General features: G+C 61.5%; 25 protein-coding genes. 5 read left to right on the top strand and 20 right to left on the bottom strand.

Annotation, left to right across the window (positions count from 1 at the left end):
• Positions 1-91 precede the first annotated feature (91 nt).
• From NKJ67_RS08925 to NKJ67_RS08935, 3 genes are all read right to left on the bottom strand, one after another.
• Entirely contained in the window at positions 92-1,000 is a 909-nt protein-coding gene (locus tag NKJ67_RS08925; protein ID WP_352581118.1) for a cytochrome c oxidase assembly protein, read from the bottom strand.
• Positions 1,001-1,067: 67 nt separating this feature from the next.
• On the bottom strand, positions 1,068-2,822 hold the full coding sequence (locus NKJ67_RS08930; protein ID WP_352581119.1) for a thiamine pyrophosphate-dependent enzyme: 1,755 nt from the start codon (positions 2,820-2,822) through the stop codon (positions 1,068-1,070).
• Between the two features lie 106 nt (positions 2,823-2,928).
• The gene (locus NKJ67_RS08935) at positions 2,929-3,939 is read right to left on the bottom strand and encodes an ATP-dependent DNA ligase (protein ID WP_352581120.1); all 1,011 of its coding nucleotides are present in this window, start codon (positions 3,937-3,939) and stop codon (positions 2,929-2,931) included.
• A 224-nt stretch (positions 3,940-4,163) separates the two neighbouring features.
• Here NKJ67_RS08935 and NKJ67_RS08940 point away from each other — a divergent pair, with 224 nt between their 5' ends.
• The 3 genes from NKJ67_RS08940 (at position 4,164) to NKJ67_RS08950 (ending at position 6,949) form a co-directional block, all read left to right on the top strand.
• On the top strand, positions 4,164-4,754 hold the full coding sequence (locus tag NKJ67_RS08940) for a LysE family translocator (RefSeq protein ID WP_128303877.1): 591 nt from the start codon (positions 4,164-4,166) through the stop codon (positions 4,752-4,754).
• A gap of 161 nt (positions 4,755-4,915) precedes the next feature.
• Entirely contained in the window at positions 4,916-6,367 is a 1,452-nt protein-coding gene (locus NKJ67_RS08945; RefSeq protein ID WP_352581121.1) for an Nramp family divalent metal transporter, read from the top strand.
• 87 nt (positions 6,368-6,454) lie between these two features.
• Positions 6,455-6,949 carry a hypothetical protein gene (locus NKJ67_RS08950; protein WP_023809493.1) on the top strand — a complete coding sequence of 165 codons (495 nt, stop codon included), beginning with the start codon at positions 6,455-6,457 and terminating at the stop codon, positions 6,947-6,949.
• Between the two features lie 72 nt (positions 6,950-7,021).
• On the opposite strand, the gene katE is transcribed toward NKJ67_RS08950, so the two are convergent.
• The gene (gene katE / locus NKJ67_RS08955; protein WP_352581122.1) at positions 7,022-9,133 is read right to left on the bottom strand and encodes a catalase; all 2,112 of its coding nucleotides are present in this window, start codon (positions 9,131-9,133) and stop codon (positions 7,022-7,024) included.
• Between the two features lie 291 nt (positions 9,134-9,424).
• Here katE and NKJ67_RS08960 point away from each other — a divergent pair, with 291 nt between their 5' ends.
• Entirely contained in the window at positions 9,425-9,988 is a 564-nt protein-coding gene (locus tag NKJ67_RS08960; RefSeq protein ID WP_023809491.1) for a sigma-70 family RNA polymerase sigma factor, read from the top strand.
• Here NKJ67_RS08960 and NKJ67_RS08965 read toward each other — a convergent pair whose 3' ends face one another.
• The 11 genes from NKJ67_RS08965 to NKJ67_RS09015 all read right to left on the bottom strand — a co-directional run bounded on the left by NKJ67_RS08965 (position 9,989) and on the right by NKJ67_RS09015 (position 18,984).
• Positions 9,989-10,165 carry a hypothetical protein gene (locus tag NKJ67_RS08965; protein ID WP_023809490.1) on the bottom strand — a complete coding sequence of 59 codons (177 nt, stop codon included), beginning with the start codon at positions 10,163-10,165 and terminating at the stop codon, positions 9,989-9,991. It lies immediately after the preceding gene.
• Between the two features lie 161 nt (positions 10,166-10,326).
• The gene (locus NKJ67_RS08970) at positions 10,327-10,653 is read right to left on the bottom strand and encodes a hypothetical protein (RefSeq protein ID WP_352581123.1); all 327 of its coding nucleotides are present in this window, start codon (positions 10,651-10,653) and stop codon (positions 10,327-10,329) included.
• Entirely contained in the window at positions 10,625-11,539 is a 915-nt protein-coding gene (locus NKJ67_RS08975) for a class I SAM-dependent methyltransferase (protein WP_352581124.1), read from the bottom strand. Before NKJ67_RS08975 ends, NKJ67_RS08970 begins: the two co-directional genes overlap by 29 nt.
• Positions 11,540-11,542: 3 nt before the next feature.
• Positions 11,543-12,529: a GNAT family N-acetyltransferase gene (locus tag NKJ67_RS08980; protein ID WP_031212592.1), complete on the bottom strand. Its 987-nt coding sequence runs from the start codon at positions 12,527-12,529 to the stop codon at positions 11,543-11,545.
• The gene (locus tag NKJ67_RS08985; protein WP_032908815.1) at positions 12,526-13,674 is read right to left on the bottom strand and encodes a glycosyltransferase family 4 protein; all 1,149 of its coding nucleotides are present in this window, start codon (positions 13,672-13,674) and stop codon (positions 12,526-12,528) included. Before NKJ67_RS08985 ends, NKJ67_RS08980 begins: the two co-directional genes overlap by 4 nt.
• 6 nt (positions 13,675-13,680) lie before the next feature.
• A complete protein-coding gene (locus NKJ67_RS08990; RefSeq protein ID WP_023809485.1) occupies positions 13,681-14,613 on the bottom strand; it encodes a glycoside hydrolase 5 family protein in 933 nt (310 codons plus the stop codon).
• Positions 14,606-15,367, bottom strand: coding sequence for a TIGR04290 family methyltransferase (locus NKJ67_RS08995; RefSeq protein WP_352581125.1), 762 nt, complete (start codon positions 15,365-15,367; stop codon positions 14,606-14,608). The genes NKJ67_RS08990 and NKJ67_RS08995 overlap by 8 nt, the downstream gene beginning before the upstream one ends.
• A 2-nt stretch (positions 15,368-15,369) precedes the next feature.
• Positions 15,370-16,173, bottom strand: coding sequence for a sugar phosphate nucleotidyltransferase (locus NKJ67_RS09000; protein WP_352581126.1), 804 nt, complete (start codon positions 16,171-16,173; stop codon positions 15,370-15,372).
• Complete coding sequence (locus tag NKJ67_RS09005) at positions 16,173-17,273, bottom strand: CgeB family protein (RefSeq protein ID WP_352581127.1); 1,101 nt, start codon at positions 17,271-17,273, stop codon at positions 16,173-16,175. The genes NKJ67_RS09000 and NKJ67_RS09005 overlap by 1 nt, the downstream gene beginning before the upstream one ends.
• 14 nt (positions 17,274-17,287) lie before the next feature.
• Complete coding sequence (locus tag NKJ67_RS09010) at positions 17,288-17,884, bottom strand: histidine phosphatase family protein (RefSeq protein WP_352581128.1); 597 nt, start codon at positions 17,882-17,884, stop codon at positions 17,288-17,290.
• The gene (locus NKJ67_RS09015; RefSeq protein WP_256747927.1) at positions 17,881-18,984 is read right to left on the bottom strand and encodes an inositol-3-phosphate synthase; all 1,104 of its coding nucleotides are present in this window, start codon (positions 18,982-18,984) and stop codon (positions 17,881-17,883) included. Before NKJ67_RS09015 ends, NKJ67_RS09010 begins: the two co-directional genes overlap by 4 nt.
• Positions 18,985-19,139: 155 nt before the next feature.
• On the opposite strand from NKJ67_RS09015, the gene NKJ67_RS09020 reads away from it, so the two are divergent.
• Positions 19,140-20,882, top strand: a complete 1,743-nt coding sequence (locus NKJ67_RS09020; RefSeq protein ID WP_352581129.1) for a hypothetical protein — start codon at positions 19,140-19,142, stop codon at positions 20,880-20,882.
• A gap of 9 nt (positions 20,883-20,891) precedes the next feature.
• On the opposite strand, the gene NKJ67_RS09025 is transcribed toward NKJ67_RS09020, so the two are convergent.
• The 5 genes from NKJ67_RS09025 to NKJ67_RS09045 all read right to left on the bottom strand — a co-directional run bounded on the left by NKJ67_RS09025 (position 20,892) and on the right by NKJ67_RS09045 (position 25,563).
• Positions 20,892-21,077 (bottom strand): hypothetical protein, encoded by a 186-nt coding sequence (locus NKJ67_RS09025; protein ID WP_032900517.1) that lies wholly within the window; start codon positions 21,075-21,077, stop codon positions 20,892-20,894.
• A 94-nt stretch (positions 21,078-21,171) separates the two neighbouring features.
• Entirely contained in the window at positions 21,172-22,218 is a 1,047-nt protein-coding gene (locus NKJ67_RS09030) for a UDP-glucuronic acid decarboxylase family protein (RefSeq protein WP_127398875.1), read from the bottom strand.
• Between the two features lie 23 nt (positions 22,219-22,241).
• Positions 22,242-23,345 carry a CgeB family protein gene (locus NKJ67_RS09035; RefSeq protein WP_352581130.1) on the bottom strand — a complete coding sequence of 368 codons (1,104 nt, stop codon included), beginning with the start codon at positions 23,343-23,345 and terminating at the stop codon, positions 22,242-22,244.
• On the bottom strand, positions 23,342-24,436 hold the full coding sequence (locus NKJ67_RS09040; RefSeq protein ID WP_127268454.1) for a CgeB family protein: 1,095 nt from the start codon (positions 24,434-24,436) through the stop codon (positions 23,342-23,344). Before NKJ67_RS09040 ends, NKJ67_RS09035 begins: the two co-directional genes overlap by 4 nt.
• Positions 24,433-25,563, bottom strand: coding sequence for a CgeB family protein (locus tag NKJ67_RS09045; RefSeq protein ID WP_352581131.1), 1,131 nt, complete (start codon positions 25,561-25,563; stop codon positions 24,433-24,435). Before NKJ67_RS09045 ends, NKJ67_RS09040 begins: the two co-directional genes overlap by 4 nt.
• Position 25,564: the final 1 nt, after the last annotated feature.

Consider the following 25,564-nt stretch of genomic DNA (forward strand, 5'->3'; position numbering starts at 1 on the left):
TCCACCATCGTTGCCAAGGCCATAACGCAGCTGACTGTAAAAGGATGCTTGGCAACACCGCCCCGGCGAAACCGACGTGAAGCGGTGCGGGTTAGACGATGCGCAACTCCTGGGGAGCCTGATGCCGCCGACTGCTCGTTTGAATCCAGAAAGCGACCAAGAGCAGTGCGGCTCCGCCATAGATCAGGCCAGCGGGAATCCACATGATCAAGCCTGCAAGTTGCTGGTCCTCGAGCGGGCTGAGCCCCCACAGATCCGAGCCGACGGCGTTGGCCGGATACCACAGCTTTGGCGAGACAACGAGCAAAGCCCCGAGCAGCCCGGTGTGGAGCGAGGTGAAGAAGAGATGCATCACCGCATTGCCGCGAGCGTGCTCGCGGCCAGGGCGAGGCAGCAGCACCCACCAGAACAAAAGCCCGGTGCCGAGGAAGCTCGCGTGCTGGGCATAGTGCAGGAAACCCTGCTGGAGGGCAGCCTCGAACAGCGCCGGGAGATGCCAAATCCATATCGCGGCTCCGTGCAGGACGGTCGCGACCACAGGGCGGCTGATGAACGCCCAGATCGCCCGAAGCGTATTTGCATGTCCGGCCGCTCCGAATATCTGGCGCAGTTGTACCGGCAGTGCCCACATCATCGCCGCTGTCGGGCGGGAGGTAACCAGCAGAGGCGCTGCGACCACCATCAGCAATTCATGCTCGATCATGTGCGCCGCAAACACATGTTCGCCCAACGCATGGATCGGGCTTACAAGGGCGAACGCCAGGACGGCCCAGCCGGCAGCAAACTGGAAGGCCTGCCGTGATCGCAAGCGACGTCCGCGTCCGCTCCGTCGCCACAGTCGGTTGGCGCCGGCAACATACGGCAAAGGATTGCCGCCAGTGGCAATGTGATGGGGAGCGCCAGAGTCCAACCGGCCTGCGGAGCGCCGTTGCCGTAGCAGATGGAGGTCGAAAAAAGCGCGTCGAAGCTCATGATCCGCATCCGTCACCCGGAAGAGCACCGGTTCATCTGGAAAGATCCAGAATGAAGCCAAGGAGGCGCGCTGTTCCCACCTCCTTGCGCCGCCTCTAGGCGTCCATCATCGATTTCGCCGGCTCCCGGGCGATATTTTCTTCTATGCGTTCGTGTCCCGGTGTTCGCGGCAGGGCCTGGCGGAAGTTCTTGGCATAGTCTGCCGGCATTTTGGGCGGCATCAGCGGCTCATAGGCATCGACCAGCGCTTCGATCACGACAGGGCCTTCCGTGGCGAAAGCCTGGTCGAGAACCGTCTCGATCTGATCGGTCCGCTCGATGCGAAAACCCTTGGCGCCCATTGCTTCCGCCGCCATGGCAAAATCGATCGGCTGCAATTCGCAGCCGAATTGCGGATTCCCCAGAAACATCATCTGCTCCCAGGCGATCTGATTGAGCATGTTGTTCTTGATCACCAGAACCTTCAGCGGGATCTTGTAGCGCACCGCCGTCGAGAATTCGCCGAGCTGCATGGCAAAGCCGCCATCGCCGACGATGGCGGCAATCGGGCGACCGGGGAATGCTATGCCGGCAGCGATGGCGTAGGCGAGACCGCAAGCCATCGACGCCAGCGATCCGGACACCCCAAATGCCTGGCCGCTGCGAAGATCGACATGGCGGGCGGCCAGTTCCGTGTTCTGACCGGAATCCGTGGCCAGCACCGTGTCGTCGGCCAACCGTTGTCCGAACGCCCGGGCAATCGCCTGTGGCTTCAAGGGTTGCGCCTGCATGTCTTCCGACTGCCGCATCATCTCGCGCCATTTTCTCATGGTCTCTTGGGAACGGTGCAGGAACTCATCGGAGGGCTTCTGCGTCAGACGTTGGTTGAGCGCGCGCAATGTCTCGGCCGCGTCGCCGACAAGGCCGGCTTCGACTGGAAAGCGCAAGCCGATCCGCTGCGCATCGCAGTCGATCTGGACGCCACGGGCCTGCCCGGGCTGCGGGTAGTATTCGATATAGGGAAAGGTCGAACCGACAATCAGCACCGCGTCACAGCTCTCCATCGCCTCTTGCGAAGCCAGGGTTCCAAGAATGCCGATCCCGCCGGTGGTGTAGGGATGGTCGTCCGGCAGCACCGCCTTGCCCAGCAAGGCCTTCGCGACAGGCGCCTGCAGCAGGCGCGCCGTGTGTTCGAGTTCGGCGGCCGCGCCGATGGCGCCGCGTCCGGCCAGGATCGCAACCCGCGAAGCGTCATTGAGAATGTCGGCGGCTTTGTCGAGCTCAACGTCCAGCGGTACGCTGTGAGCGGCGAACATATCCTGCGGCGTGTGCGCCGGGCGATTGCGCTTGGAGCGCTTCGACGGATCGCGCTTCTGCTCCTGGATGTCGCTGGCAATCGAAAGATGTGCGACGCCCTTGCGCGCCAGCGCGGTTCGGCAGGCAAGGCTGGCGACGTTTTCCATATGCGCGGCATCGGCAACATGGGCGTTATAAACGGAGACATCATTGAACACGCGCGTCAGATCGACATCCTGTTGCGTGAACGTCTCGATCAGATCGTGGAACTGCATGCCCGTAATCGCCAGCACCGGAGCCTGGTCGAGCTTGGCGTCATAGAGGCCGGTCAGAAGATGTGTTCCGCCGGGACCGGACGTCGCAAGGCACACGCCCAGCTTACCTGTCCACTTGGCATACGCACATGCCATGAAGGCAGCCGATTCTTCATGCCGGACCTGAACGAAGGCAATCTTGTCGCGCCGCGTCCGCAACGCTTCCATGACGCCGTTTATGCCGTCTCCCGGCAAGCCGAACACCACCTCCACGTCCCAGGCGACGAGCGTATCGATGAGAATTTCTGCTGCATTTGGCATGTCAGGGTAGCTCCGGCGGATGGTGTCCGAACCGGTGAATCCCGAGTTGGTTCCTTCGTCACAATAAATCGTGACAGGTTTCTGGAAGCGATCTCCCCGGAGCGGTCTATTCGATCTGCTCGAACGTGCATTGCCGTGGCGCCTTGTCGGGGCGCCAGCGCAGCAGTTTGGTGCCGTGGCGAAACCGATTGCCGGTAACGTGGTCGAAGCGGACCTCCACCACCAGTTCAGGTTCCAGGGGTTCCCATTGTCCGCTGCGCTCCGTGCTCCAGCGGCTCGGGCCGCCGGGCGCCTTGCCGGTGAATCCGGGCTCTGACCGCAGCCCTTCCAGCCGGCGCGTGAGCGCTCCTCTGTCGGTCCTGGCGATGGTCGACGTGAAGCCGACGTGATCGAGCTTGCCGTCGTCATTGTAGAGGCCGAGGAGCAGCGAGCCGACCTCACGACTGTCCGCGAGATAGCGGAAACCGCCGACAACGCAATCGGCGGTGCGCCTCGGCTTTACCTTCACCATCGCACGTTCGCCGCAGAGATAATGCTCATCGAGCACTTTGGCCACGATGCCGTCGGTCGATGCATGGCCAGCGCCGTTTAGCCATCGAGCCGCCGTGGCTGTATCATAAGCGCACTTCGACAGGCGAAGATCTGGACTGTTCGAGGAGGTCACGAAGTCCTCGATCGCTCGCCGCCTTTCCACAAGTGGCTTGCCCGTGATGACCTCGCCGCCCGGCCTGGCAAGCATGTCGAAGAGGATCAGACTGGCAGGCGTCTGCGAACTCAGTTTGCGGATTCTGCTTTGTGCTGGGTGAAGGCGCATCTGCAGCGCTTCGAAGGAAAGCTCACCGTTAACCTCAATGACAATCTCGCCGTCGATGACGAAGTGCCCGCGCTTGAGGTCACGCAAAATCTCCGTGATTTCTGGAAAATAGCGGCCGAGCGGCTTGCCGGATTTGGCGCGCAGGTCAACGGCGTTGTCGCTCTTGAAAGCCAGGCAGCGAAATCCGTCCCATTTGGGCTCGTACTGCCAGCGGTTCCCGTCCCTGGGGATTTCATCGGCAAGCCTGGCCTCCATCGGAGGAGTGTCCAGCGGGAGCGGGAAGGCGTTTATCGGTTCATGCACGGGTCAGGCCTCCAAAACCGGTTCAGGAACGGCTCCGGCTTTTCAACTTCCAGGACTGGCACCGCGTTCCATCTGACGGTTCTGCCTGGTTCTTCGCGATGGGACATTTTCATTTGCCGCGGAACCCGGATGACGGCTGGTCGCTTTGATGTCATCGGCAACGCGAGCGGAGATGTCCCATCGATCCCTCATTGTGGATAGCTTTTGTCGGAACCGTCATTCTGATGCAGATGCCGCCAGGCCCCGACAGCATGCTGGTGATGGCACGCGGCATCGGGCAGGGGCGCGACGTGGCGCTGTTCACGGTGCTCGGCATGACGCTGGGCGCCGGACTTGTGCAGCTTCCGCTGATTGCATTCGGCCTGTCCTCGCTTGTCCACGCCTCGCCCCTGGCGTTCAATCTGCTTCGATGGGCCGGGGCGGCCTACATCGTCTGGCTGGGTGTCCGGCTGCTGCTTTCATCCTCGGCAACCATTCCCACGGGTGACCTCAAGGCCCTGCGGCCGCTCGCCGCCGCCCGGGAAGGAATGATCGCCAATCTGAGCAATCCCTGGCCTTTGATGTTCATGGTTGCGTTCCTGCCGCAATTTGTCGATCCGCATAGGGGCTCCGTCACGTTGCAGCTGGTGCTGCTTGGCGCAACACAGAAGATAACCGGTGTGCTGGTGCTGGGAGCCTACGCCTTGGCATCGGGCGCGGCCGGCGCATGGGTCATGCGGCACCCTCGCGCAAGGCTTTGGCAGCAGCGGCTCGCCGGCTGTCTCATCATCGGCCTCGGCGTGCGGATGGTGATCGGCGGCGGTACGAGCCGCTGACGAAGCGGATGAACAGCCGGGCCCCACACTCGACTTTGGCGCCGCTGGACATTCCTTCAAAGAAGTCGCCTGAATGACAGGCTTCGAGACAAGCATTCTCTTCTTCAGGGGAACGGAGCATTCGCTTCGATGTTCGGCTCCGCCGAAAGAACCCGCATGGGATGAATCGCCGTCGCGGACCGGGACTGTGTCCAGGAACAAAAAGCCTGACCAGAGGTTCGAACTCGATCTCAATGCAGCTTGAAACGGCTGCTTCATCGGCATCCGATTGGAATGTTCGTCATGATTTCTTGCGTGGCCCCGGTAAAGACGCGCCTTCAATGAACAAGCCACCTGAAGAGGGCCAAAGGGCAAGAGAGCCAAAAAAAGGCGGCGTCGTTCGGGCTCTCGGGCTTGGTCTGATCACCGGCGCGGCCGATGACGACTGCTCGGCTATCGGTACCTACGCGAGCGCCGGAGCGCGGTTCGGGCCCGACCTGCTGTGGACGGCACCTGTCACGCTGCCGATGATGTATCTCGTCGTCTATCTTTCATCCAAACTTGGCCAGGTTTCGGGTCGCGGGCTTTTCAAGGTCATATCGGACTTCTATCCGCGTTGGCTGCTATGGTCTGTGCTGGTGGGCGTACTGATTGGCAACACGATCGAGGCAGCCGCCGACCTTGGCGCCATGTCGGCGGCCATTGTGCTGTTTGTTCCGCTGCCTGCTCCGTTGGTCGTCATTGTCGTCGCGATCGTCATTTTTGCCCTGCAGGTGTTCGGATCGTATAAATTGATCCGAAATGTGTTCCGGTGGCTGGCTCTGGCTCTGCTTGCCTATGTGGTCTCCGCGGTGCTTGCCAAACCGGATGCCGCCTCCGTTCTGCGTGGCACGCTGTTGCCAAAAATCGAGTTCAGCCGCGAATACCTGTCCATCCTCGTCGCCATCGTCGGGACCACGCTCTCCGCATACCTTTACACGTGGCAGTCCAATCAGGAGGTGGAGGAGGAGATCGCCAAGGGTCGAACGAGCCTCGAAGAGCGCAAAGGAGCCACCGAGGGCGAGCTGCGCCGATCCCGCCGCGATATCCTGATCGGCATGACGTTTTCCAATCTGATCATGTATTTCATCATCCTTTCGACAGGGTCGACGCTCTACAAGGCCGGGCAGACGCAGATCGAGACAGCGGCACAGGCGGCCGAAGCGCTGCGGCCGCTTGCCGGCGACGCTGCCGGCATTCTCTTTGCGGCCGGTGTAATTGGCGTCGGCTTTCTGGCCGTGCCGATCATGACCGCTGGCGCTGCTTTCGATTTCGCTCAGGCGATGGGATGGAAGAATAGCTTGCATGCCAAACCCCGGCAGGCTCCCAAATTCTACATCGTGATCGGGGTCATAACGCTGGTGGCGGTGGGCCTCAATTTCTTCGGCTTCAACCCGATGAAAGCTCTGGTCTGGTCCGGCATCGTGCAAGGATTTTCAACGCCGCCGCTGCTGCTTCTCCTTCTCATCATGACCAACAACCGCAAGATCATGGGTGACAAGGTCAACAGCACAAGCACGAACATCCTGGGTGGGGTGACGATCCTGGCGATTCTTGCGGCGTCGGCGGGGTTGGTAGCAAGCTGGTTCCTGTAGCTCGCCGGGTGGGAAGGATGTTCAGGCATGGTGGAACATCGGCGGTCAAATGTCGTTGAGACGTTTGTGGGAGAAATGAGGTTGTCCATGTCAAAGTTGCAGGCCGCCACTCCGGATCGTTTAAGGCAACTCAGGCTTGAAGCTTCAGCACATTTCGCTCCGTTGATGCTGAACGAGGCCTTGTTGCGCCTTTCCCATGCCTGCGGAGCCGACAGCCTCGACCGCTTCGAGAAAGCCATGGTTGATCAAATTGAGGCAGCAAAGGACGATCGGGCCGATTTCGAATCGATCAAGGAATTCGCGATCGAGCAGCTTTACGCCCTGGTCCGGAACGCCAACGATTCGCCAAAAAAGAAACAGGCACTTGAGAAGATAGACACGCGCAGAACGCCCGGCCGTTCCGAAGAACCACAGACGCTCGAGGACCAACTGCAGGCGGGGTTGGAGGATTCCTTTCCGGCGAGCGATCCACCCTCGGTGGTGTCCACGACCATTTCAGGCGGAGCAAAGAAGCTGGTCGGGACCGACGAGGTCCTGGAAAAGCAGCGGCAACAAGCGTCCAGCAAGGAAGGCCGCTCGTAGATTGCGGTGCCGGCTGGTTTGGCGGCAACCAAGGCTTGCGGACACGCCAACGGAACAGCTGGCGCCATCGCATCAAAGCTTGACAGCCGCCTCCCGCGCCCAGAGCCGCAGTTTGCGGCATGACTGCACAAACGCAGTTACCGAAGCTGCGGAATCCAGCCGCGTCAGCCCCTCGTCGGCATCGGGAGCGACGCCTGCTTTGATCAGGAGCGGCTCGGCCCCTGTGGTGAAGCCGATGAACTTGCAATGCGCAAACGCATCAGACACGAAATCCTTCGCAGCGGCCTCCTTGACCAGCAGCTCGGCGCCCGCCTCGGAGAGGAGCAGCACCACCGCGTCGAACAATACGGATGGACCACCGTCGATCATGTGCCTTGCCTCGATGTGAGTACCGTCGGCGGCTTCGACGCCGCCCACCTTGGGCGCAATCACCTCCATCACCGCGCCTTCCGCTTCGATGGCGGAACGAAGTTCCTCGAACAGCGCGACATCGGCTCCATCGCTGAGCATGACACCGACTTTGCGGCCTTCGAAACTGTCGGGCCCGTTTTGGATGATGCTGAGCGCCGGCGACGGCGGCAAGTCGTCGCGCGGCGGAACGGCGGCTTCGGCAGGTTCGGGCATGTCACGGATGCCGAGCTTGTCGGCTACGGTGGTCGCCAGCGTTTCATCGATGTTCAACAAATGCGAAACCATCCGCTCGCGGATCGCCGGTGCCTGGACCTTGCTCAGTTCAAAGGTCAGCGCCATCGCGATGTGACGCTGCTCCGGTGGTGTCTGGCTGTTGAAGAATTGCCGGGCCTGGCTGTAGTGATCGGCGAAGCTCTCCGCGCGCAGACGTACTTTCTGCCCTTCTTCGGCATCGGCGAAAGAACGGAAGCCCCGCTGCGGATCCTCGCGCGGTCCCAGTCCCCATGAGTTCGGCTCATAATTGGCGCGACCGGCCGGGTTGCGCATGGCCATGTGCCCGTCCTGTTGAAAATGGGCGAACGGGCACTTCGGCGCATTGATCGGCAGATGGGTAAAGTTCGGGCTGCCCAGCCGTTTCAATTGGGTATCGAGATAAGAGAAGTTGCGGCCTTGCAGAAGCGGATCGTTGGAGAAATCGATTCCGGGCGGCACATTCTGCGTCATGAACGCCACCTGCTCGGTCTCGGCGAAGAAATTATCCGGCATCCGGTCGAGCACCAGCCGACCGACCGGAATTGGTTCGAGGACCTCTTCGGGAATGATCTTCGTTGCATCCAGGATATCGAAGTCGAAACTGTCGGCAAACGCCTGATCGAACAGTTGCACCGTCAACTCCCATTCCGGGAAATTGCCGGCCTGTATGGCCTCCCACAGATCGCGGCGATGGAAGTCGGGATCGGCGCCATTGATCTTGACCGCCTCGTTCCAGACCACCGATTGCATGCCGAGCTTGGGTTTCCAGATGAACTTGACGAAGGTGGATTCGTCCTTCGCGTTGACGAGGCGGAACGTGTGCACACCAAAGCCTTGCATGAAGCGGAAGGAACGCGGGATCGCGCGATCCGACATGATCCACATCACCATGTGCATCGATTCCGGCATCAGGCTGATAAAGTCCCAGAAATTGTCGTGCGCCGTCTGTGCCTGCGGAAAGGCACGGTCGGGCTCCTGTTTGGCAGCGTGGATCAGATCGGGAAACTTGATGGCGTCCTGGATGAAGAAGACCGGGATGTTGTTGCCGACCAGGTCCCAATTGCCTTCCTTGGTGTAGAGCTTGACCGCGAAGCCGCGCACGTCGCGGGCGAGATCGAACGAGCCCTTGTTGCCGGCAACCGTCGAGAAACGAACGAATGCCGGCGTCTTCTCACCAACTCGCTGGAAAATGTCGGCACGTGTGTATTTGGCAAGTGACTCGTAGGTCTCGAAAAAACCATGCGCACCGTAGCCGCGGGCATGAACGACCCTTTCCGGGATGCGTTCGTGGTCGAAGTGGAAAATCTTCTCGCGAAAGTGAAAGTCCTCGATCAGCGATGGTCCGCGCTCACCGATCCGCAATGTGTTTTGGTCGTCGGAGACAGGCGTTCCGAGCGCCGTCGTAAGGGCAGGCGTTTCGTCCCCCGCGATCTGGTGCAACTCGCCGCCATTTCCGCGCGCGCTATTCTGATCCAGTCCACTTGCCGATTGGCGAGCGGAGGGGCGAGCGGATTTGGCCATGACAGGTCCTCGATCGATACCGGAAGGTTGAAGTGGTCAAGCCATCAAACTGCCGGTGAGCGGCTTTGTTCCCGTAAAAAATGGACGCTGGAGACACCGCTGTCGGAGGAGCCGTGACTGCTGCGGCGATGGTGCGCGCCGATCGGATGACAGATATCTCCGCCTGCGCAGAATTTATGAAGAGTTGTTTCCAGCACGAGGAACGAACCAAACTTCCATGCATTTAGCTGGGGCTGCGTTCACACACTCTTTCTTCTGGGAGCTGGACCATTGTCATCCGGAGGCTGCCTTTTGGCCGACCAGGAAACCAGTGAAGTTTCCATCGTTGACCTGATACCTGCCCTACGGGCATTCGCGCGCACCTTCTGCCGCGTCCCCGACGACGCCGACGATCTCGTGCAGGAGACACTGACCAAGGGTCTCGCCAACATCGACAAGTTCGAACCCGGTACGCGCATGAAGTCGTGGCTCTTCACCATCATGCGCAACACTTATTACACCCGGGTCAAGATCGCTGCCCGGGAGGCGCCCGGCCTGCTCGATTGCGCGTCTTCGAGGCCAATTTCGGAAGCTACCCAGGAATGGACGGTTCAGAGCAGGGAAGTTCACGGCGCCATTCAAAGGCTGCCTGAACACCAACGCGAGGTCCTGATGCTGATCGGCGTTTTGGGAGTGAGCTACGAGGAAACCGCCGACATATGCGGTTGCGCGGTCGGGACGGTCAAAAGCCGCCTGAACCGTGCGCGCGCCAACATCCTTGAATTCCTGGGGGAGAGTTCGTTGCAGACATTGATGGAAAGACGAAACCAGCTGTCGGATGGTCAGCTCGATGTCGAGGTCGACGGCCGCAGATAGTCAGTTCTTCACGTCGCGTCGACGTTTCTCGACGAGCGCGTTTTGCAATTCGATCGCCAGCTCGGTCAGGCGATCTGGAATTTTTTCCTGCTCTATGGCGGCCAGCAGGGAAGCAATCTCCTGATCCACAGCCATCTCGACATGCGGATCCGCGGTATCGTCGCTCGAACGAGACATCACATTCTCTTGATAGCGGTCCCTTGATCCTAGTGTGGTGGTAAGCGCCTTGCATTACAAGGCGGTGTCACCGCCAAGAAGCTCACCAGCGGCCCCTTGCACAGGTTTATTTCCTTGCCGCTCCTTCGTCGCCGCGGGCCATGGACGCGCTGCGGTGGCGTTCAGTCCTTAGGCAATCGGTCAGCGGCGCGACCCGGATATTGATCGGACTTGATCCGATTGCCGTCCTGCCCGCGCTCCTGGCCATGCTGCTTCTTGTCGCGATTCGACAAGACCGCGTTTTCTTCGATCTCGTCCTTCTCCGGGGAGGTCACCGCGCCGGCGTCGGCACTCTTCCTGGCTGCTGCGGCCGAAATGTTTTTTACCGCCGGATGCCATGATATCCTCCTTCGAATCGGGGACACTCGTCGGTGCCCGTTGTTCGACGTCCGAACTGGCATCGCGCTGTAATGTTCCGCTTCACCCAGCGAGCAGAAAGGCGTCGCCATCCCACGACCGAAACGGCTTCTCGCCGTCGATGAGGACCCACAATTGATGAGCTTGCGCCAGACGGCCGATGTCATCGCGGTCTGAGAGAAGTGATCCGCGATAGGAATAGTTCAGCAAGGCGAGCCAGCCCGGCCGTTTCAGAACGCGCGCAATTTCGTCGAAATGCCGATCAGCCATGCCGGCCAGAACCAGATAGGGAAAGCTGTCCACCGCCAGCACGCAATCGAAACTGGCATCGGCGAATTCGGACAGATCGAGACCGGAGGTTTGTCGCAACTCGACATTGCCGAGCGCGGCGCATTGCTCGGAGGCGATGGAGATCATCCGCGGCGATATGTCGATGCCGACCATCCGCTTGAAGGATTTGCACAGCGCACGCTCGAAACGGCCGATGCCGCAACCGATGTCGAGGATGCTCCGTTCCCTTCCGGTGAATTCTCGCGATTCCAGCCATGCAACGATTTCGTTGGTCGTGGCTGTGAGCCTTGCCTCATCGCCGAGGGATGCCAGTTGGACACTCGCGGCTCCCGAAATCGCTGCCGCGGCATCGAAGCTGGAGGCCAGCCGCCTGACGACAGCGACATTCGTCTCATCCTCATCGCGCTCATGCCGAACGGCGCCACCCGTTGCCTGCAACATGGCGAAGACGTCTGGCTTGCAGCGCAGCAGTCCGGCGACCTTTCGCAGCCTTGCTGCGTCGCCGGCATCCGCCGGCTGGACCTTCAGCACGACCTCCGCCAATTCCGCCGCTCCAATTGTGGGCGGCAGGTGGAGCGCCAGTCTGACGAGAACGCCTTCGGCGCAAATGCCATCGGCCACGCAGTCTTCAACCGCCAGCCTGACCGATGTCGGGCGCTGGGCGGCTTTCGGTGCGGTTACACTCATGCATCAACTCCGCGTCCAGATCCTGCGCGTCGTCCACCTGTCGACGGCGCCCCAGCCATATTTATAGGCCTCCTGGCCGCGCAGGAAATCGAACTCGCGCGCATCTTCGCGGATCGCTTCCGCGATTGCGTGGCCAATCAGGATCGCGCCTGGGCTCTCCTCGGCATAAGCAGGGTCGAAGCCACCGAGGTAAGCATAGGCACGGCCGCGGTGGTGAAATCCGTAATAGGCGCCGACGGTCCCGCCATCGATCGCGAACAGCCAGCATCGCACCAGACCGTGAGCATCGAGCACGGGAAGTGAGAGCCGATGGAATTGCTCGACGGCGGCGTTGGCCAACACACCGCCTCCTTGTTCGGCCCAGCGCATATTGTGCAGGCGGATCAATTGATCGAGGAAGGTTTGCGGACTGCCGCTCGCCGACGACAGCGCGATCCGGCCGCATCTTGATGCGGCTTGACGCGCCCGACGCAACTGGCGTCTGCGTCTTGCGGGGACGCAGCCTGCAAGCGTTTCGTCGCCGGCGAGGGCGAGCACGGGGCAGGCGGCATGGGCGGTCGGCCAATCCATCTCGGGATGCGTCATCGCAAGGGCGACGCTGTCCTGCGGCAAGTCCGACAAGATCCATTGCACCCACCCGATCGAGAGGATCGACTCGGCGACAATGGCGACGACCTCGGCTTCGATCCCAGGGACAGCCAGAATGTCCAGGTAGTCGCTGAGCGAAATGCCGACCGGAAGCAGCTTCGAACCGGCGGTCCCATGCTCAAGATAGAGCGGCGCCAGCCCGACCAGATCGCCGCCGCGCCATACCGCGACCGTCGCCAGTTCACCGGGTGCGAATGCGTGCCACCATGGCACCAGCCAGGCGGGAGATTGAAACGGCGTCGCCGAGGGACTCTGCTGCCACAGTTTCCACCAGTGCGGCGTCAAGGCGTCGAATTGTGCGAGGTCACCGATGATTTCGCTGCGCAGCACAGCTTTACTCACGGCACCGCGGCGAAGCGCCGGCGACCACTGCCAAGCTGTGCCAGCGCCTGATAGGCGTCCATGTAAGACGAGATCATCCGTTCCAGCGAAAACCGCCGTCGCGCTTCGGCCCTGCATGTCTCGGCATCCAAGCTGGACGCCGCAAGAATGGCTTGGGCCATCTCATCGACCGTGTCGACGAGAAAGCCCGTCCTGCCGTGCTCTATGACATCGGGAAGCGCACCATTTGGAAAGGCGACTACCGGGGTACCGCAGGCGAGGGCCTCCATGGCCACAAGCGAGCTGGTCTCGGCTGCGAGGCTCGGAATGACCAGACAGCGCGCTGCGTTGAGAATGCGTCGCTTGGCGGTGAAGCCGAGCGGGCCAAGGAAGCGGCGGCGGCCATCGAGGCGAGATTGGACCTCATCGCGAAAGTACCGCGTATGCGTTTCATAGGGATAGACCTTGCCGCCGATGACCAGCGGCACATCTGCCTGTTTGGCTGCGTCGAGCGCCAGGTGGACGCCCTTTTCCGGGCAAACCCGGCTTAGAACAAGGGCAAAGTCGCGCTTCGGCTGCAGCAGGGTCAGTGCTTCGATGTCAACGCCGTTTGGAATCGGCGCCGCCAGCCTGGCGCCTGATGGCGCGGTTTTCTGCTGGCTGGTCGAGACCGCATGGAGCCAGAGGTCACCGCGCGTCGGGCGCAATGCCGCGGCCGGATACCAATCCAATGGCAGGTGGAGGGTCACCAAGGTCGGACCATCGTCGGGCAGATAAGCGTCGAAATCAATGCCGTGCAGATGAACCACGTCGATGGGCCATCGGGCGCGGGCAGCCGCGATCGCGTCGCGATGGGCCTGTTGGGCGCGGCTCTTCGCCGCCTCGTCGAGTACGCCGTTTTCGGCCGGTATTTCCACAAGCGTGCCGCTCGTTCTGGAGCCTCGGCAGCCAATGACGATAGATCGATGACCGGCCTGAACCAGTGCCCGATCGAGCATCGACAGAACCTGTTCGGCACCGCCGACAGCGTCGGGGCCGACGGGTGCGAGAGGGTAGGCGACATTGAGGACGGTGAGCGTCGCGGCCGGTCGCGTCTCGTTGCCCTGCGCCGCATCTCCACCTGTCAACGGCGTCGCGGAGCCCGGCATCTGATGCATGGGCACCATGACATTTCACGCGGCCGAGGCCCGCTGCGTGGGGAGCGAGGCGGATGTCATGCCAGGCGCATAGCGGCGGATCATGGTTGAACAGAATTCCGCGAACTCCTCCGGCACCAGGGGGGGGCTGGTGTGGTGGGGCATCATTCCGCGGTGCTGAGGTGTGAAGCAGAAGGTGACCGTCACATCGAAATCGGCGAGTGCTTCCATCTGCCGGTCGAACCAGTCCAGCGCATTCGGCCGAAAGCTGTCCGCCCAGGAAAGCCCGGTACGCATATTGGTGACACCCAGCCGCTTCATCCAGGCGACCGCATCGTCCAGCCGCGGGTCTTCGAAATGAAACCACTGCACCAGGCCCATTGCGGGTGCATGGCGCAGGAATTCCTCCAGCGCGGGCTTTGGCGTGCCGTCCTGGCGCAGCAGCCCCATATGGAAATGCCGGTAATAAGACGAGCCCTCGGCTTCGCGGTGCCGCGTCGTTGCTTCCCATTCACGCGGAAGATCATAGAGGCTGTACCACTGGATGCGTGGTGCATTGCCGAGCAGCAATTCAGCTGTGCGCTTGAGCCCCCAGACTTGGATTTCCTCGGCGCCGAAGGTCGATACGCCGACTTCGCTGACCCAGATGGGAAGGTCGGTGACGGTCGCGATCTCGCCGATCTTCTGCGGCCATTCCTGGATCTGCCACAGGTTCCAGTCGAGGGGAAAGCCGTGCACGGCGACGGCGTCGACATGGTCCAGCACGCCGAATTCCTTCATCCGGGTGATGAACCCCGGATCTATCGGCGAGATGCCGCCGAGCACTTTGGTCAAAGCCGGGTTTTCAGATGCGATTGCGTCCGCCGACAGGATCGCCATCCTGGCAAAGCGGCTCCAATCAGGGTCGAGTTCCGGGTCCCAATGCGATTTGTTGTTGGGCTCGTTCCAGATCATCGCGGCTTCAATCATGGCGCTGTCCTTTCGAGGGGTAGACGGGACCGCCACTGGCCGGGTCGCCGGCGGCGCGGCAGAAATAGACCTCCTGCTCCGGATGCAGGACGATTTCAAATCCGGCGCTGCGCAGCATCGCTTCGGTGCAGGCGCGGTTGGGAATCCACCAGTTGGTCGGGTCATCGGCATAGCGGTGCTCGATGAAATGGAGCTTGGGAAATTCCGGCCGGTCGAACAGGTCATGCGTCCAGAAATGATAGTTCTCTTCCATCTCGGGCAGATCTGTGCTGCCGCGCTGCATGGACTGGAAGATCATCAGATCACCGGCGACATGCTCACGGATAAGGTCGAGCGCGAGCAAGGGGTGGCGCAAGTGATAAAGCACCCCCATGAACAGCACGATATCGAATGTTTCGCGCAGGGCGCCGACGTCGTAGACCGAAAGTCTCTGGAATTCGATTTCGCAATTGGCGATCTCGGCGGCAAAGCGGGCCTGCGCCAGATAGGCCTCATCGAAATCGATGCCGAGGACACGGGCAGCACCTCGCCGTTTCATCTCGATGGAATAGAAACCGGCATTGCAGCCGATATCCAACACCGTCTTGCCTGTCAGATCCGCGGGAATGGCCTCGGCGAATTTGCGCCATTTGATCAGCGGATAATTGCCGAGAAAATGGTTGGGAGCGGTTTCGACACCCGCCAGTTCCATGTTGTGGAACCATGGGCCGAGAGCATCGATACGGCGGCGGATTTCGGCATGGGAATGCAGCATGATCAGGCTCCTTCGCCGGGAACGACAGGCACATGCGAACGGGCACCTGGCATAATCGTGGCCGTTTGGTGATGGACGGGTGCGGCGCCGTCCTCGAGCAGCCGCAGAGCCGTGCGATAGCCATTGAACGTGCCGACATCGACATAGGCGGACCCAGCCTTGACGCCGGAGGCTTGACCTCCGGCCGCAAGGTAGGCGTTGACCAACGTGCCGATATATTCGTCACGGCATTCCCGCTCGCGCCAGAGTGCCGCAAGCTGATGCAGGATCTGGCCCGGCATCTTGAACGCACCCCAAACCCAGTTCGTGCCGGCATCCTGTTGCTTGACCTGGATTTCGATCACGCGTTCGTGGTCATCGACAATGACGGCGTCGAAGAATTCCGGACGATCCACCGGGAAGAGCAGAAATGAAAGCTGATCGTCAGGCAAATGACAGAAGCCGTCCTCGGGAAACCAGATCGTGTCGGGAAGGCCGACCAGGACGACCTCATCGGGCGCGACGAGAGGAGCTGCCCGAAAAATCGCATCGCAAAGCCCAACCGGATTGGGCTGCACCACGAAGAGAGCCGCGGCGTCACCATAGCCGGCGGCGTAATATTCGAGGATGTCGGATTTGCCCGATCCAATGATGAAGCAGATCTTGTCGACGCCGGCGCGCACCATCCGCCGCACCAGATACTCGCTGACCGCGCAGGGACGCTCGGTCTGCCCATCGATCCGACTGCCGACCGGCAGCAGCTCTTTGGAGAAGCCGAGCGGCTGAATGCGGCTGCCGCGCCCGGCAGCGGGCACGATGCCCAACATCAGACTGCTTCCATCATCGGTTCGCCGGGAGATCTTTGAAAGGCGTCGTTTAGAATGTGGTCCAGCTCCGCCGCGCGCCGGGCAGAGGTGTGTTCGTCGAGAACCCGTTCGCGCGCTCGGGTTTTGATGGCATCGAGTTCTCCTGCGGGTAAGGCGAGCGCCGCGACGACGTCATCGGTGTCGTGGGCCAGCAGGATCTCGCTGCCGGGTTCGAAGAAGCTGCTTAGGCCCGGCCATGTGTCGGTTACGATAGGCACTCCACATGCCGCTGCTTCGAACAACCGGCCCGAAGGGCACCAGCCCTTTTGCGCCATCGCCTCGCGGGTCACATTCAGTGTCAGACGAGAGGATGAGAAAAACGCCGGGTGATCGGCCGGCGGAAGGTGCCTGACGAAGAAGATGTTGTCGCTCCACGGGAATTCCTGCGGATATTGTGCGCCGCCGATGATGAAGCGCTGGTCCGGCAAGCGCGCAGCTGGGCGAACCAGCAGATTCTCGACGGCCGCCTGGCGATCGGGCGCGTAGGTTCCGAGATAAGAGAGATCGGCCTTGAACTCGGCCCGCGGCGTAGCCGGCCGGTGTTGATCCGGATCGACATGCCCATAGAGCGGCACCACGTGACGCGCGCCCAGAACCGCCTTCAGCGCGTCGATCGCCGGGCCGCCTGTGTAGCTCAGGACGAGGTCGAAATCGGCAAGACCCTCGGGGCCGAAATAGGGTGGACGCTCACCTTGTTCGATGCGGGCAAGCGTGACCGGAGTGTCCAGATCGTAGAAGACCCGCAGTCCGGGCCCTGCCTGCTGCGCCAGCCGCGAGGCGTCCACGGCATCTGGACAATAAGAGGTGACGATAACGACATCCGATCGTTTGATCGTTTGCTCCGCGACCCGGCGGATATCCTCCCAGTCCGGGTAGAGCACGATGTTGCCGCCGTCCAGATGATCAAGATCGCGCGTTCCGGCATAGTAGGGTGTGTCGCGTTCGAAGAAGGTGATGGACCAGCCGCGCCGGGCGAGGGCTCTGATCAGTCCCCTCCATAAGGTGGCATGGCCGTTACCCCATGAAGACGTGACGGTAAGACCGAAAATGACCATCTGCATCCGGCAAATCCTCGTCAGGCAACTTCGTTCAATCGGATCAGCTTCGCCCCCCAGTCGCCCGACACGATCGTGGTGATCGAGGCGGGATCGATGTCGAAGCGAAAGCAGTCGCCGGCCGGCAAGCCAAGGACTTTGCAGACAGCGGCCTTGATTACATCGGCGTGGCTGACCAGGGCGACACACTGATTCTGATGCTGCTCGTGGGCAGCGTTCATCACCGCGACGACGCGCTGTTGGACATCCAGCATGGTTTCGCCGTTTGGTGTCCTGGCCTCCTGCCGCTGGTCGTTCCAGGCTCGCCAGCCGGCGTTGCCGCTCAACTCATCGAAGGTCTTTCCCGACCAGTCGCCGAAGTCGATCTCGTCGAGTTCGGCACAGATCGCGATTTCCCCGACGCCGCAGGCGAGCGCGATTGGCAGGGCCGTCTCCCGGGTCCGCTCGCGCGGGCTGCACAAGATCGCTGCAATCGGCTCCCGGGCCATGCGGCAGCCAAGCTGCGTTGCCTGCGCCTTACCAGCATCCCCGAGGCAAACGCCGTCCATACGGCCTGCCAGATAGGAGCCGACATTGTCGTGTGCCGCATGGCGGATCAGAAAGAAGGTCGTCGTCATTCCGCGGCATCGAGCAAAGGCTCGTCCTTGCCTGCGATAAAAGCGAGCGTGCGCTGCCGCGCTTCGGCGTCGGTGAACTGTTCGGGAGGCGACTTCATGAAATAACTGCAGGGACCGGTCAGGGCACCGGCTATGCCGCGATCGAGCGCCAGCTTGGCGCAGCGTACCGCATCGATCACCACGCCGGCCGAGTTTGGAGAATCCCAGACTTCCAGCTTGAGCTCGGCGTTGAGGGGCACGCCGCCGAAAGTCGTGCCTTCCACCCTTATATAGGCCCATTTGCGATCGGTCAGCCACGGTACGTGGTCGCTGGGCCCAACGTGGATATTGCCTGGCTCCAGCGGAACGTCGAACTGGCTGGCCACGGACTGCGTCTTGGAGATTTTCTTCGATTCCAGCCGCTCGCGTTCCAGCATGTTGAGAAAATCGGTGTTGCCGCCGAAATTCAGCTGATAGGTGCGGTCGATGCGTACGCCGCGTTCGCGAAAGAGGTTGGCCAGCAGCCGGTGCACGATGGTCGCGCCGACCTGGCTCTTGATATCGTCGCCGACCAGCGGCAGTCCTCGCTGCTCAAAGCGCCGGCGCCATTCCGGGCGTGAGGCGATGAAAACTGGTATGCAATTGACGAAGGCGCAGCCGGCCTCGAGTGCGCATTCGGCATAGAAGCAAGTTGCCTCCTCAGAACCCACCGGCAGGTAGGAAACCAGCACGTCAGCGTTGCTGTCGCGCAGGATCTCGCTGACATTGGCAACCGGCTCCGGAGCTTCTTCAATCTCGTCGCGCAGATATTTGCCGATCCCGTCCAACGTCGGCCCGCGCTCGACGCGAACGCCGGTTGTCAGCGCGTCGGCGAAGCGGAACGTGTTGTTCGGGGCGGCGTAGATCGCTTCCGCGACGTCGCGGCCAACCTTGCTCCTGGCGACATCGAATGCGCAGACAATCTCGATGTCGTCGACATGGTAGCCGCCAAGGTCGGCATGCATCAGCCCAGGGATTGGTTCGTTGCTTTTCGCGTTACGATAAAACGAGAGGCCCTGCACCAGGGAGGATGCGCAGTTGCCGACCCCAACGATACCAACACGAACCTTTTTCGATCCCACGAAACCGCCACCCTATGTTGTTCAAAGGTAAGTTCCTGGCGCCGAACCATCAGCGTGCCGGAATGTTCCTCCGCCCATCGAAAAATTGCGCGAGACTGCATGGATCGAAGCTGCATTCGATGCGTTGCCGCACGGCAACATTGGAAAACCGATCGATGATCGTCTACGGCGACCACAGGCAGACCGAGAGCGCAGAGCAGCTTCGGGAAGCAGCAAACGAAATGGCCGAAAGCCTGGATCGGATGTCTCATGGCGTCCAACGCCATGCTGCATTGGTCGGACTATTCATCAGCGTGTCGGAGCTGGTTCAGGCGCTTGCCGATGTCGATTTCCAAACCAGCGGCATCGACATCTTTTCGCCGCGACAACAGCAAGGCGCCAAGTTGTTGGTCGGACTTGCGGCAGAGGTGGCGAAGTCGTGGCAAAGCGGTTTCGGCGTCGGCGGTGGCATCGATCCGGGACTTCTCAAACAGCTGGCCGGGCTCGACTGCAAGGCCGAGGTTGTGACCGGCTCTGCCGAGGGTTATGCGCACTATGCGCTTTATCCCGAAAGCTATTTGGACGCGGCGCAGAAGTCGGGTCTCGATGCGAACACATGTGTGATCGGCGTCCGCAGCATCGGCCTCGGGCTGGCAGCTATGGTGGCGGCCTCGATTGGTGCGCCGGCACCATTCAGCGTTCGCCCGATCGGCCATCCCTTCCGCAGGTATATCAACGCCGATCCGCAGTCGATCGCCACCTGGATGAACAATCCATCGGCGCGTTTCGCCGTTGTCGACGAGGGTCCTGGCCTGTCCGGCAGTTCGATGCATGCCGTTATCGTGTGGCTGCGTGAACTGGGTATCGATACGGACCGCATTCACCTGTTTCCCAGCCATTCAGGCGGCCCGGGCATCGAAGCGTCGCGGGAGGCTCGGGAGACATGGTCGCGCTGTCCGAAGCATGTGGCGACGGCGTTTGAATGCACCTTCTCCGAAAGCTCGAAAATTCCCACGTTGCGCGATTGGGTGGCCGAGGCGGTCGGCAGGCCGGAATTAGGCCTGACCGAGCTATCTGGCGGCGAGTGGCGGGCCGCCCACTACGCCGACGAAGGGCGCTGGCCGCCGAGCCCTCGCGGTACCGAGCGGCGTAAATTCCTGGCGTCCGCCGGGCGTGACCGCTGGCTCGTCAAATTCGCGGGCCTCGGCGAAACCGGACGGCGCAAGAAACGAACCGCGACGATGTTGCATGAAGCCGAGTTCGGATCGCAAGTTGTCGCGCTTTGCCATGGCTTTCTGGTTGAACGGTGGATTGACGGCACCACGATGGATCAGGCGCCGCTACCCAGGGAAAGACTGATCGCGGAGTTCACAAATTACCTGGCCTGGCGTGCGCTCAATCTTCGAACTTGCGAACCGGGTGCATCATTGCTTGCACTCGCGGAGATGGCTGTTTCCAATACGTCGGAAGCCCTGGGCGAAAAACGCGCGGCAGCCTTGCGCGGTTGGCTCTCGAAACAGGCCCCCGCGAGCGGGCTGCAGCGCGTTGAAATCGATGGAAAGCTCCAACCATGGGAGTTTCTCGTTCGTGCCGACGGCAGGGTGCTCAAGACAGATGCCGTCGACCATTGCCGGGCACACGATTTGATCGGCTGCCAGCCAATAGAGTGGGACATTGCCGGCGCCCGTGTCGAGTACGGGCTATCCGACAGCTATGTGAGGACCCTGGTCCAAGGAATGAAGCTTGCCATCGACACCGGCCACATCGGCTTTTTCGAACCGTGCTATTTGGCATTCCAGCTCGGGCTCTGGAGCACGGCTGCGCAATCCGAAAATGGTCGGGAAGAAGCAAGGCTGGCCGCGACGGCAGACCGATATAGGATGCGACTGATACGGTTCCTGGACGAATGCCTGATATGATCGTTCCGATCAATCCAGTCTTCGCAGCATGTCTGCTTCCTGCTCGAGAATAGTGGCCACTTCCTCGCGCTGCAGATGCGTCATCATCAAGCTGACGCAGCACTCGAGATAGGTGATCGAGGCGCGCCGCAGATAGGCAGCCGTCTCGCGTTCGGCCATCTGGTCGATATCCCTCGCAGGTCGCTTGGGTTGCATGAGGATGATCCTCCGTATCCGGTCCTCCCGCCAAACCACAAGCTTGGGCGGATGTTCCGCGCGATCTCGGGAAAGATTCGGCGGCCGTCTCGCATCACGCCGGAAGGTTCTGCAGCCCGCCGGATGCCGGCCTCGCTCTTTTAGCAAAGCCTGTCATCTGATCGCCGATGCGACTGCCTTCGAGCGCCGCGAAATAATCGATCGTCAGCTTGAGCCCTTCATTGAGGGGCACCTTCGGCGTCCAGCCGAGCAGCGCTTTTGCACGCGAAATATCGGGCTGCCTGCGCCGAGGATCGTCTTGCGGCAGCGGCAGAAATCTCAAATCCGATTTGGTGCCGGTCATCGCCTTCACCAGTGCCGCCAGTCGCACGATGGTGAATTCTCCGGGATTGCCCAGATTGACCGGCTTGCCCGGATTGGGATCGATATCCATCAGTCGCCTCAATCCATCGATCTGATCGGAGACATAGCAGAAGGACCGCGTTTGCAAGCCGTCGCCGAAGATCGTCAGAGGACGTTTTTCTAACGCCTGCATGATCAGGTTTGAGACGATGCGGCCGTCCGCCGGATCCATTCTCGGACCGTAGGTGTTGAAGATGCGCGCGACGCGCACGTCGGCTTTGCCGGCTCTAAGATAGTCGAAGCAAAGCGTTTCGGCGGTGCGCTTGCCCTCGTCGTAGCAGGCGCGTGGGCCGGTGCAGTTCACATGGCCAACATAGTCCTCCCTCTGGGGATGTTGCTCCGGATCGCCATACACTTCGCTCGTCGAGGCCTGTAGCAGCCGCGCGCCATATCGGACAGCGAGTTCGAGCAGGTTGAGCGTGCCGATCACGCAGGTTCGCGTGGTGTGTATCGGGTCGGCCTGGTAACGCGGCGGCGAGGCAGCGCATGCCAGGTTGTAGATGCGATCCACGGGCTCGCCGAGATCCAATGGCCGGCAGATGTCCTGCTCGATCAATCGGAAACCCGGCTGATCCATGATCGAGATGATGTTTTCCATGCGCCCTGTCAGGAAATTGTCGGCGCAGATCACGCGCCAGCCGTCGCGGAGCAATGCTTCGCAAAGATGCGAACCGAGGAATCCCGCACCGCCGGCAACAAGCACTGCCTTTGCCCTTTGCGCGTTTCTTTTTTGTCGCATCGTCGTTTTCTCCTGTATGCCGGTCATGCTGCGCTTCCGATGTCGAAATCGAGGGCCGCCGCCCTTGGCTGTGTCAACGCCGTCACGAATTCGCGGGCCCTGGCCGCACCGGTGTGGGATGCGAGGACGCGTTCGCGGGCCCGGCCGGCCATGGCGAGGCGTGTGCGCTCGGACTCGCCGAAGAGGATCTCGATGACATCGTCCGTTTCCCCGGCGGTGTGGATCGCCGATGCGGGAAAGAAGCTGTCGAGCCCTGGCCAGCGATCGCTGATGATGGGCGTGCCGCAAGCAGCCGCTTCGAACAGGCGCACACTGGGCGACCATCCGGCAGCGATCATGGAACTGCGTGTGACGTTCAGCGTGTAACGCTGACGGCTGTAGAACGCGGCATGATCGGCCGGCGGCAAATGTTCGATGCGTTCGACATTGTCCGGCCAGATGATGTCGGATGGGTATTGCGAGCCGGCTACGACGAAACGGCGGTCCGGCATATGCCGTGCTGGTTCGAGCAGCAGCGCGTTCAGCGTTGCCTGCCGGTCGGCACTGTAGGTGCCGAGATAGCCGAGATCCCAGCGGATCGGATCGCCGGTCCGGTAGTGCCGTTCCGGGTCGACCGAGCAGTAGAGCGGTTCGGCGCGGCGCGCGCCGAACTCCTCCACCAGACGGCCAAGCATCGGCCCACCGGTGAACGAGAAGTAGACGTCGAAATACGGAATCTGCCGCCAGCTCAGATAATCGCAATCATCGGCTGAAAGCTGCGCCACGGTTACCGGCGTGTCGATGTCGTAGAAGCAGAAGCGCCCCTTGCAAAATGAAGCGACGATGTCGATGACCACGCGCCCTTCCGGCACGAAGGAGCCGATGACGACGATGTCGGCCTGCTCCAGGCACCGGGCGTAGTCGCGTTGCAATTCCGCTGTGGTTTCGTAGTAGCGCAAGGCGCAGAAATCCGGATCGCGCAGATCGCGGTGGTTGGCGTACCACGGCACGTCGCGCTCCAGAAAGGTCACGCGGTGGCCGAGTTCGTGCAGACCTTTCAGCAGGCCTCGAAACGTCGTGGCGTGGCCGTTTCCCCAGGACGAGGACAGCGACAGGCCGAGAAAGACGATGTCCAATTGCTTGGTCATTCCGCTGCCTCCACGGTCCCCTGCTCGAAATGACGTTTGAAGACGGCATCGGCCACGTCCGCCCGCAGCGCGTAGGTATGGTCGGCCAGCACGCGGCAAAGTGCGGCCTGGCCGATTGCTTTTGCGCGACTGGAGGTCAGCGAGCGCATGATCTCAGCGACATCGCCGCCGTCCCGTGCCACCAGGATCTCCTCGTCTGGTTTCAGGAACAGTTCCACGCCCAGCCATGCGTCGGTGATGAGGCAGGCACCGGCGCCGGCCGCCTCGAAGACACGCGTGGCCGGTGAAAAACCGTTTACGGCCATGCTGTCGCGACTGATGTTCAGCACGGCCTTGGGAGTGACGTTGAAGGCATTATGATCGCGGGTGCCAACGTGACCGAGCCAGCCGACATTGGCGGGAAGCGGCTTGTCCCCCCAGCCCGATCCGCCGAGCAGAAAGCGCTGTTTCGGCAGCTGGCTTGCGGGATCGAGGAAGAATGCTTCGACACGCGCCTCACGATCCGGCAGCCGGTTGCCGAGGAACGCCAGATCGCAAGCGAAACGCGCATTGCTGGCGACCGGGTGATGCGTTTGGGGATCGAGCGCATTGTAAATCGGCACGCATTCGTTCGCCCCCATGGCACGGTAGGCCCAGACGACGGGGTCGCCGCCGCCATAGGTCAGCACAAGGTCGATTTCTTGCAGGGCGCCATGGAGCGGATGGTCCGGTTCGTCGCGCAGTTGGGCAAGGGTTGCCGGAGCGTCCACGTCCCAGAATACCACCAGCGCGTCGCTGCGGGCATGGTCGAGAACGGCGCGCAGCAGCGCCTCGTCCTCGAAACCGACGCCACTCGCCTTGACGACGATGTCGGCGCTGGCGGCGCGTGCCGCGACCTGCATCAACGCGTGCTGGGTCGCTTCATAAACGACCACAGTGCACCAGTCAGGGGCCTCGATGTCGCGGTTCTTCTGCCGGTCGTAGACGTCGGGCTCATAGAAGGTGATTTCGTAGCCCAATTGGGCAAGCGCCTTCAGCAAGCCGCGATAGTAGGTCGCGGCACCGTTCCAGTAGGACGACAAGAGGCTCGATCCATAGAATGCCATCTTCATGCGGCGGCTTCCTTTGCGGTGGTCTTGTTGATGGTATGTTCGGTTGTGCATTCCATGAGCACGCCGAACAACTCGTCGACGCGGTGCTGGCAGGTGTGCCGCGAGCGGATGGTCTCGAGCCCCGAAGTCACCAGGGAAGCCGCGAAATCCGCATCGGCCAACAACGCCCGCAGGTGTTGCCGCATTTGCGAGCCATTGTGGGCGAACAGGAAGTCGACGCCGGGCCTGAACAGCTGCTCGACATCGGACCATGGTGCTGAAATCAGCGGAATGCCGCAGGCGAGTGCCTCGAACATGCGGATCGTCGGAATTCCAGGCAAACCCTCACGATAGGGGCGCCGCGGGATGTGGATGGTGACACGATGCGCGGCGAACGCCTTCGGCACGTCGGCATTGGCGATCCATCCGTCATAGCGCAGTCCGGCGGTGGCCAGATCCGCAAGTGCGGGCTTGGGGTAGCGTACGCCGTGCACGGTGGCATCGAGACCGAGATCGCGCACCGGCTTGATCAGAAACTCCTTGAGTTCGGCGGTTCGCTCATCGTCGCCCCAGTTTCCAATCCAGACCAGATCGGACGTGGGGTGGATCTCCGGGTGTGGCTTGAACAGGCGATCGTCCGCGGCTTCATGCCAAGTGAAGACGCGCTTGCCCCAGCCGGCGCGCAGATAGCTTTCGCGCAAGGCCTCGCCAAAGGCGAGAACGCCGTCATAGTGCTCCAACCGCAGCGCCGAGATTGCCTCGGTCGCCGATACCGCCCGGTGGTGGGTGTCATGAAACAGAAGGATGAAGTTGCCGCCAGCGGCCCTGGCACGGCCGATGCGTGCGACAAGCTCCGGATCCGTCCACTCATGAACGATCACAACGTCGGCCTCAGCGATCCAGGCCTCGTGATCGAACCCGGCATCGTAGGTCACCGGCATCAGTTCTGGGAAATCCTTGCGGAAGCGTTCGATGGCGAAGGATCCCTTCTCAGCCAGCAGGTTCGAACGGCTCCAGCCGTCGGACGGCTCCAGCGCGACCGCCTGGTGCCGGCGCGCGACCAGTTCCCGCATGATACCGCGCAGGAAATGGGCATTGCCGTGGTTCCAGTCGGAAACGACCGAGTGGGTGTAGAACAGAAAGCGCATG

The sequence above is a fragment of the Mesorhizobium sp. M0088 genome, from assembly GCF_040322895.1.
Classification (GTDB): domain Bacteria; phylum Pseudomonadota; class Alphaproteobacteria; order Rhizobiales; family Rhizobiaceae; genus Mesorhizobium.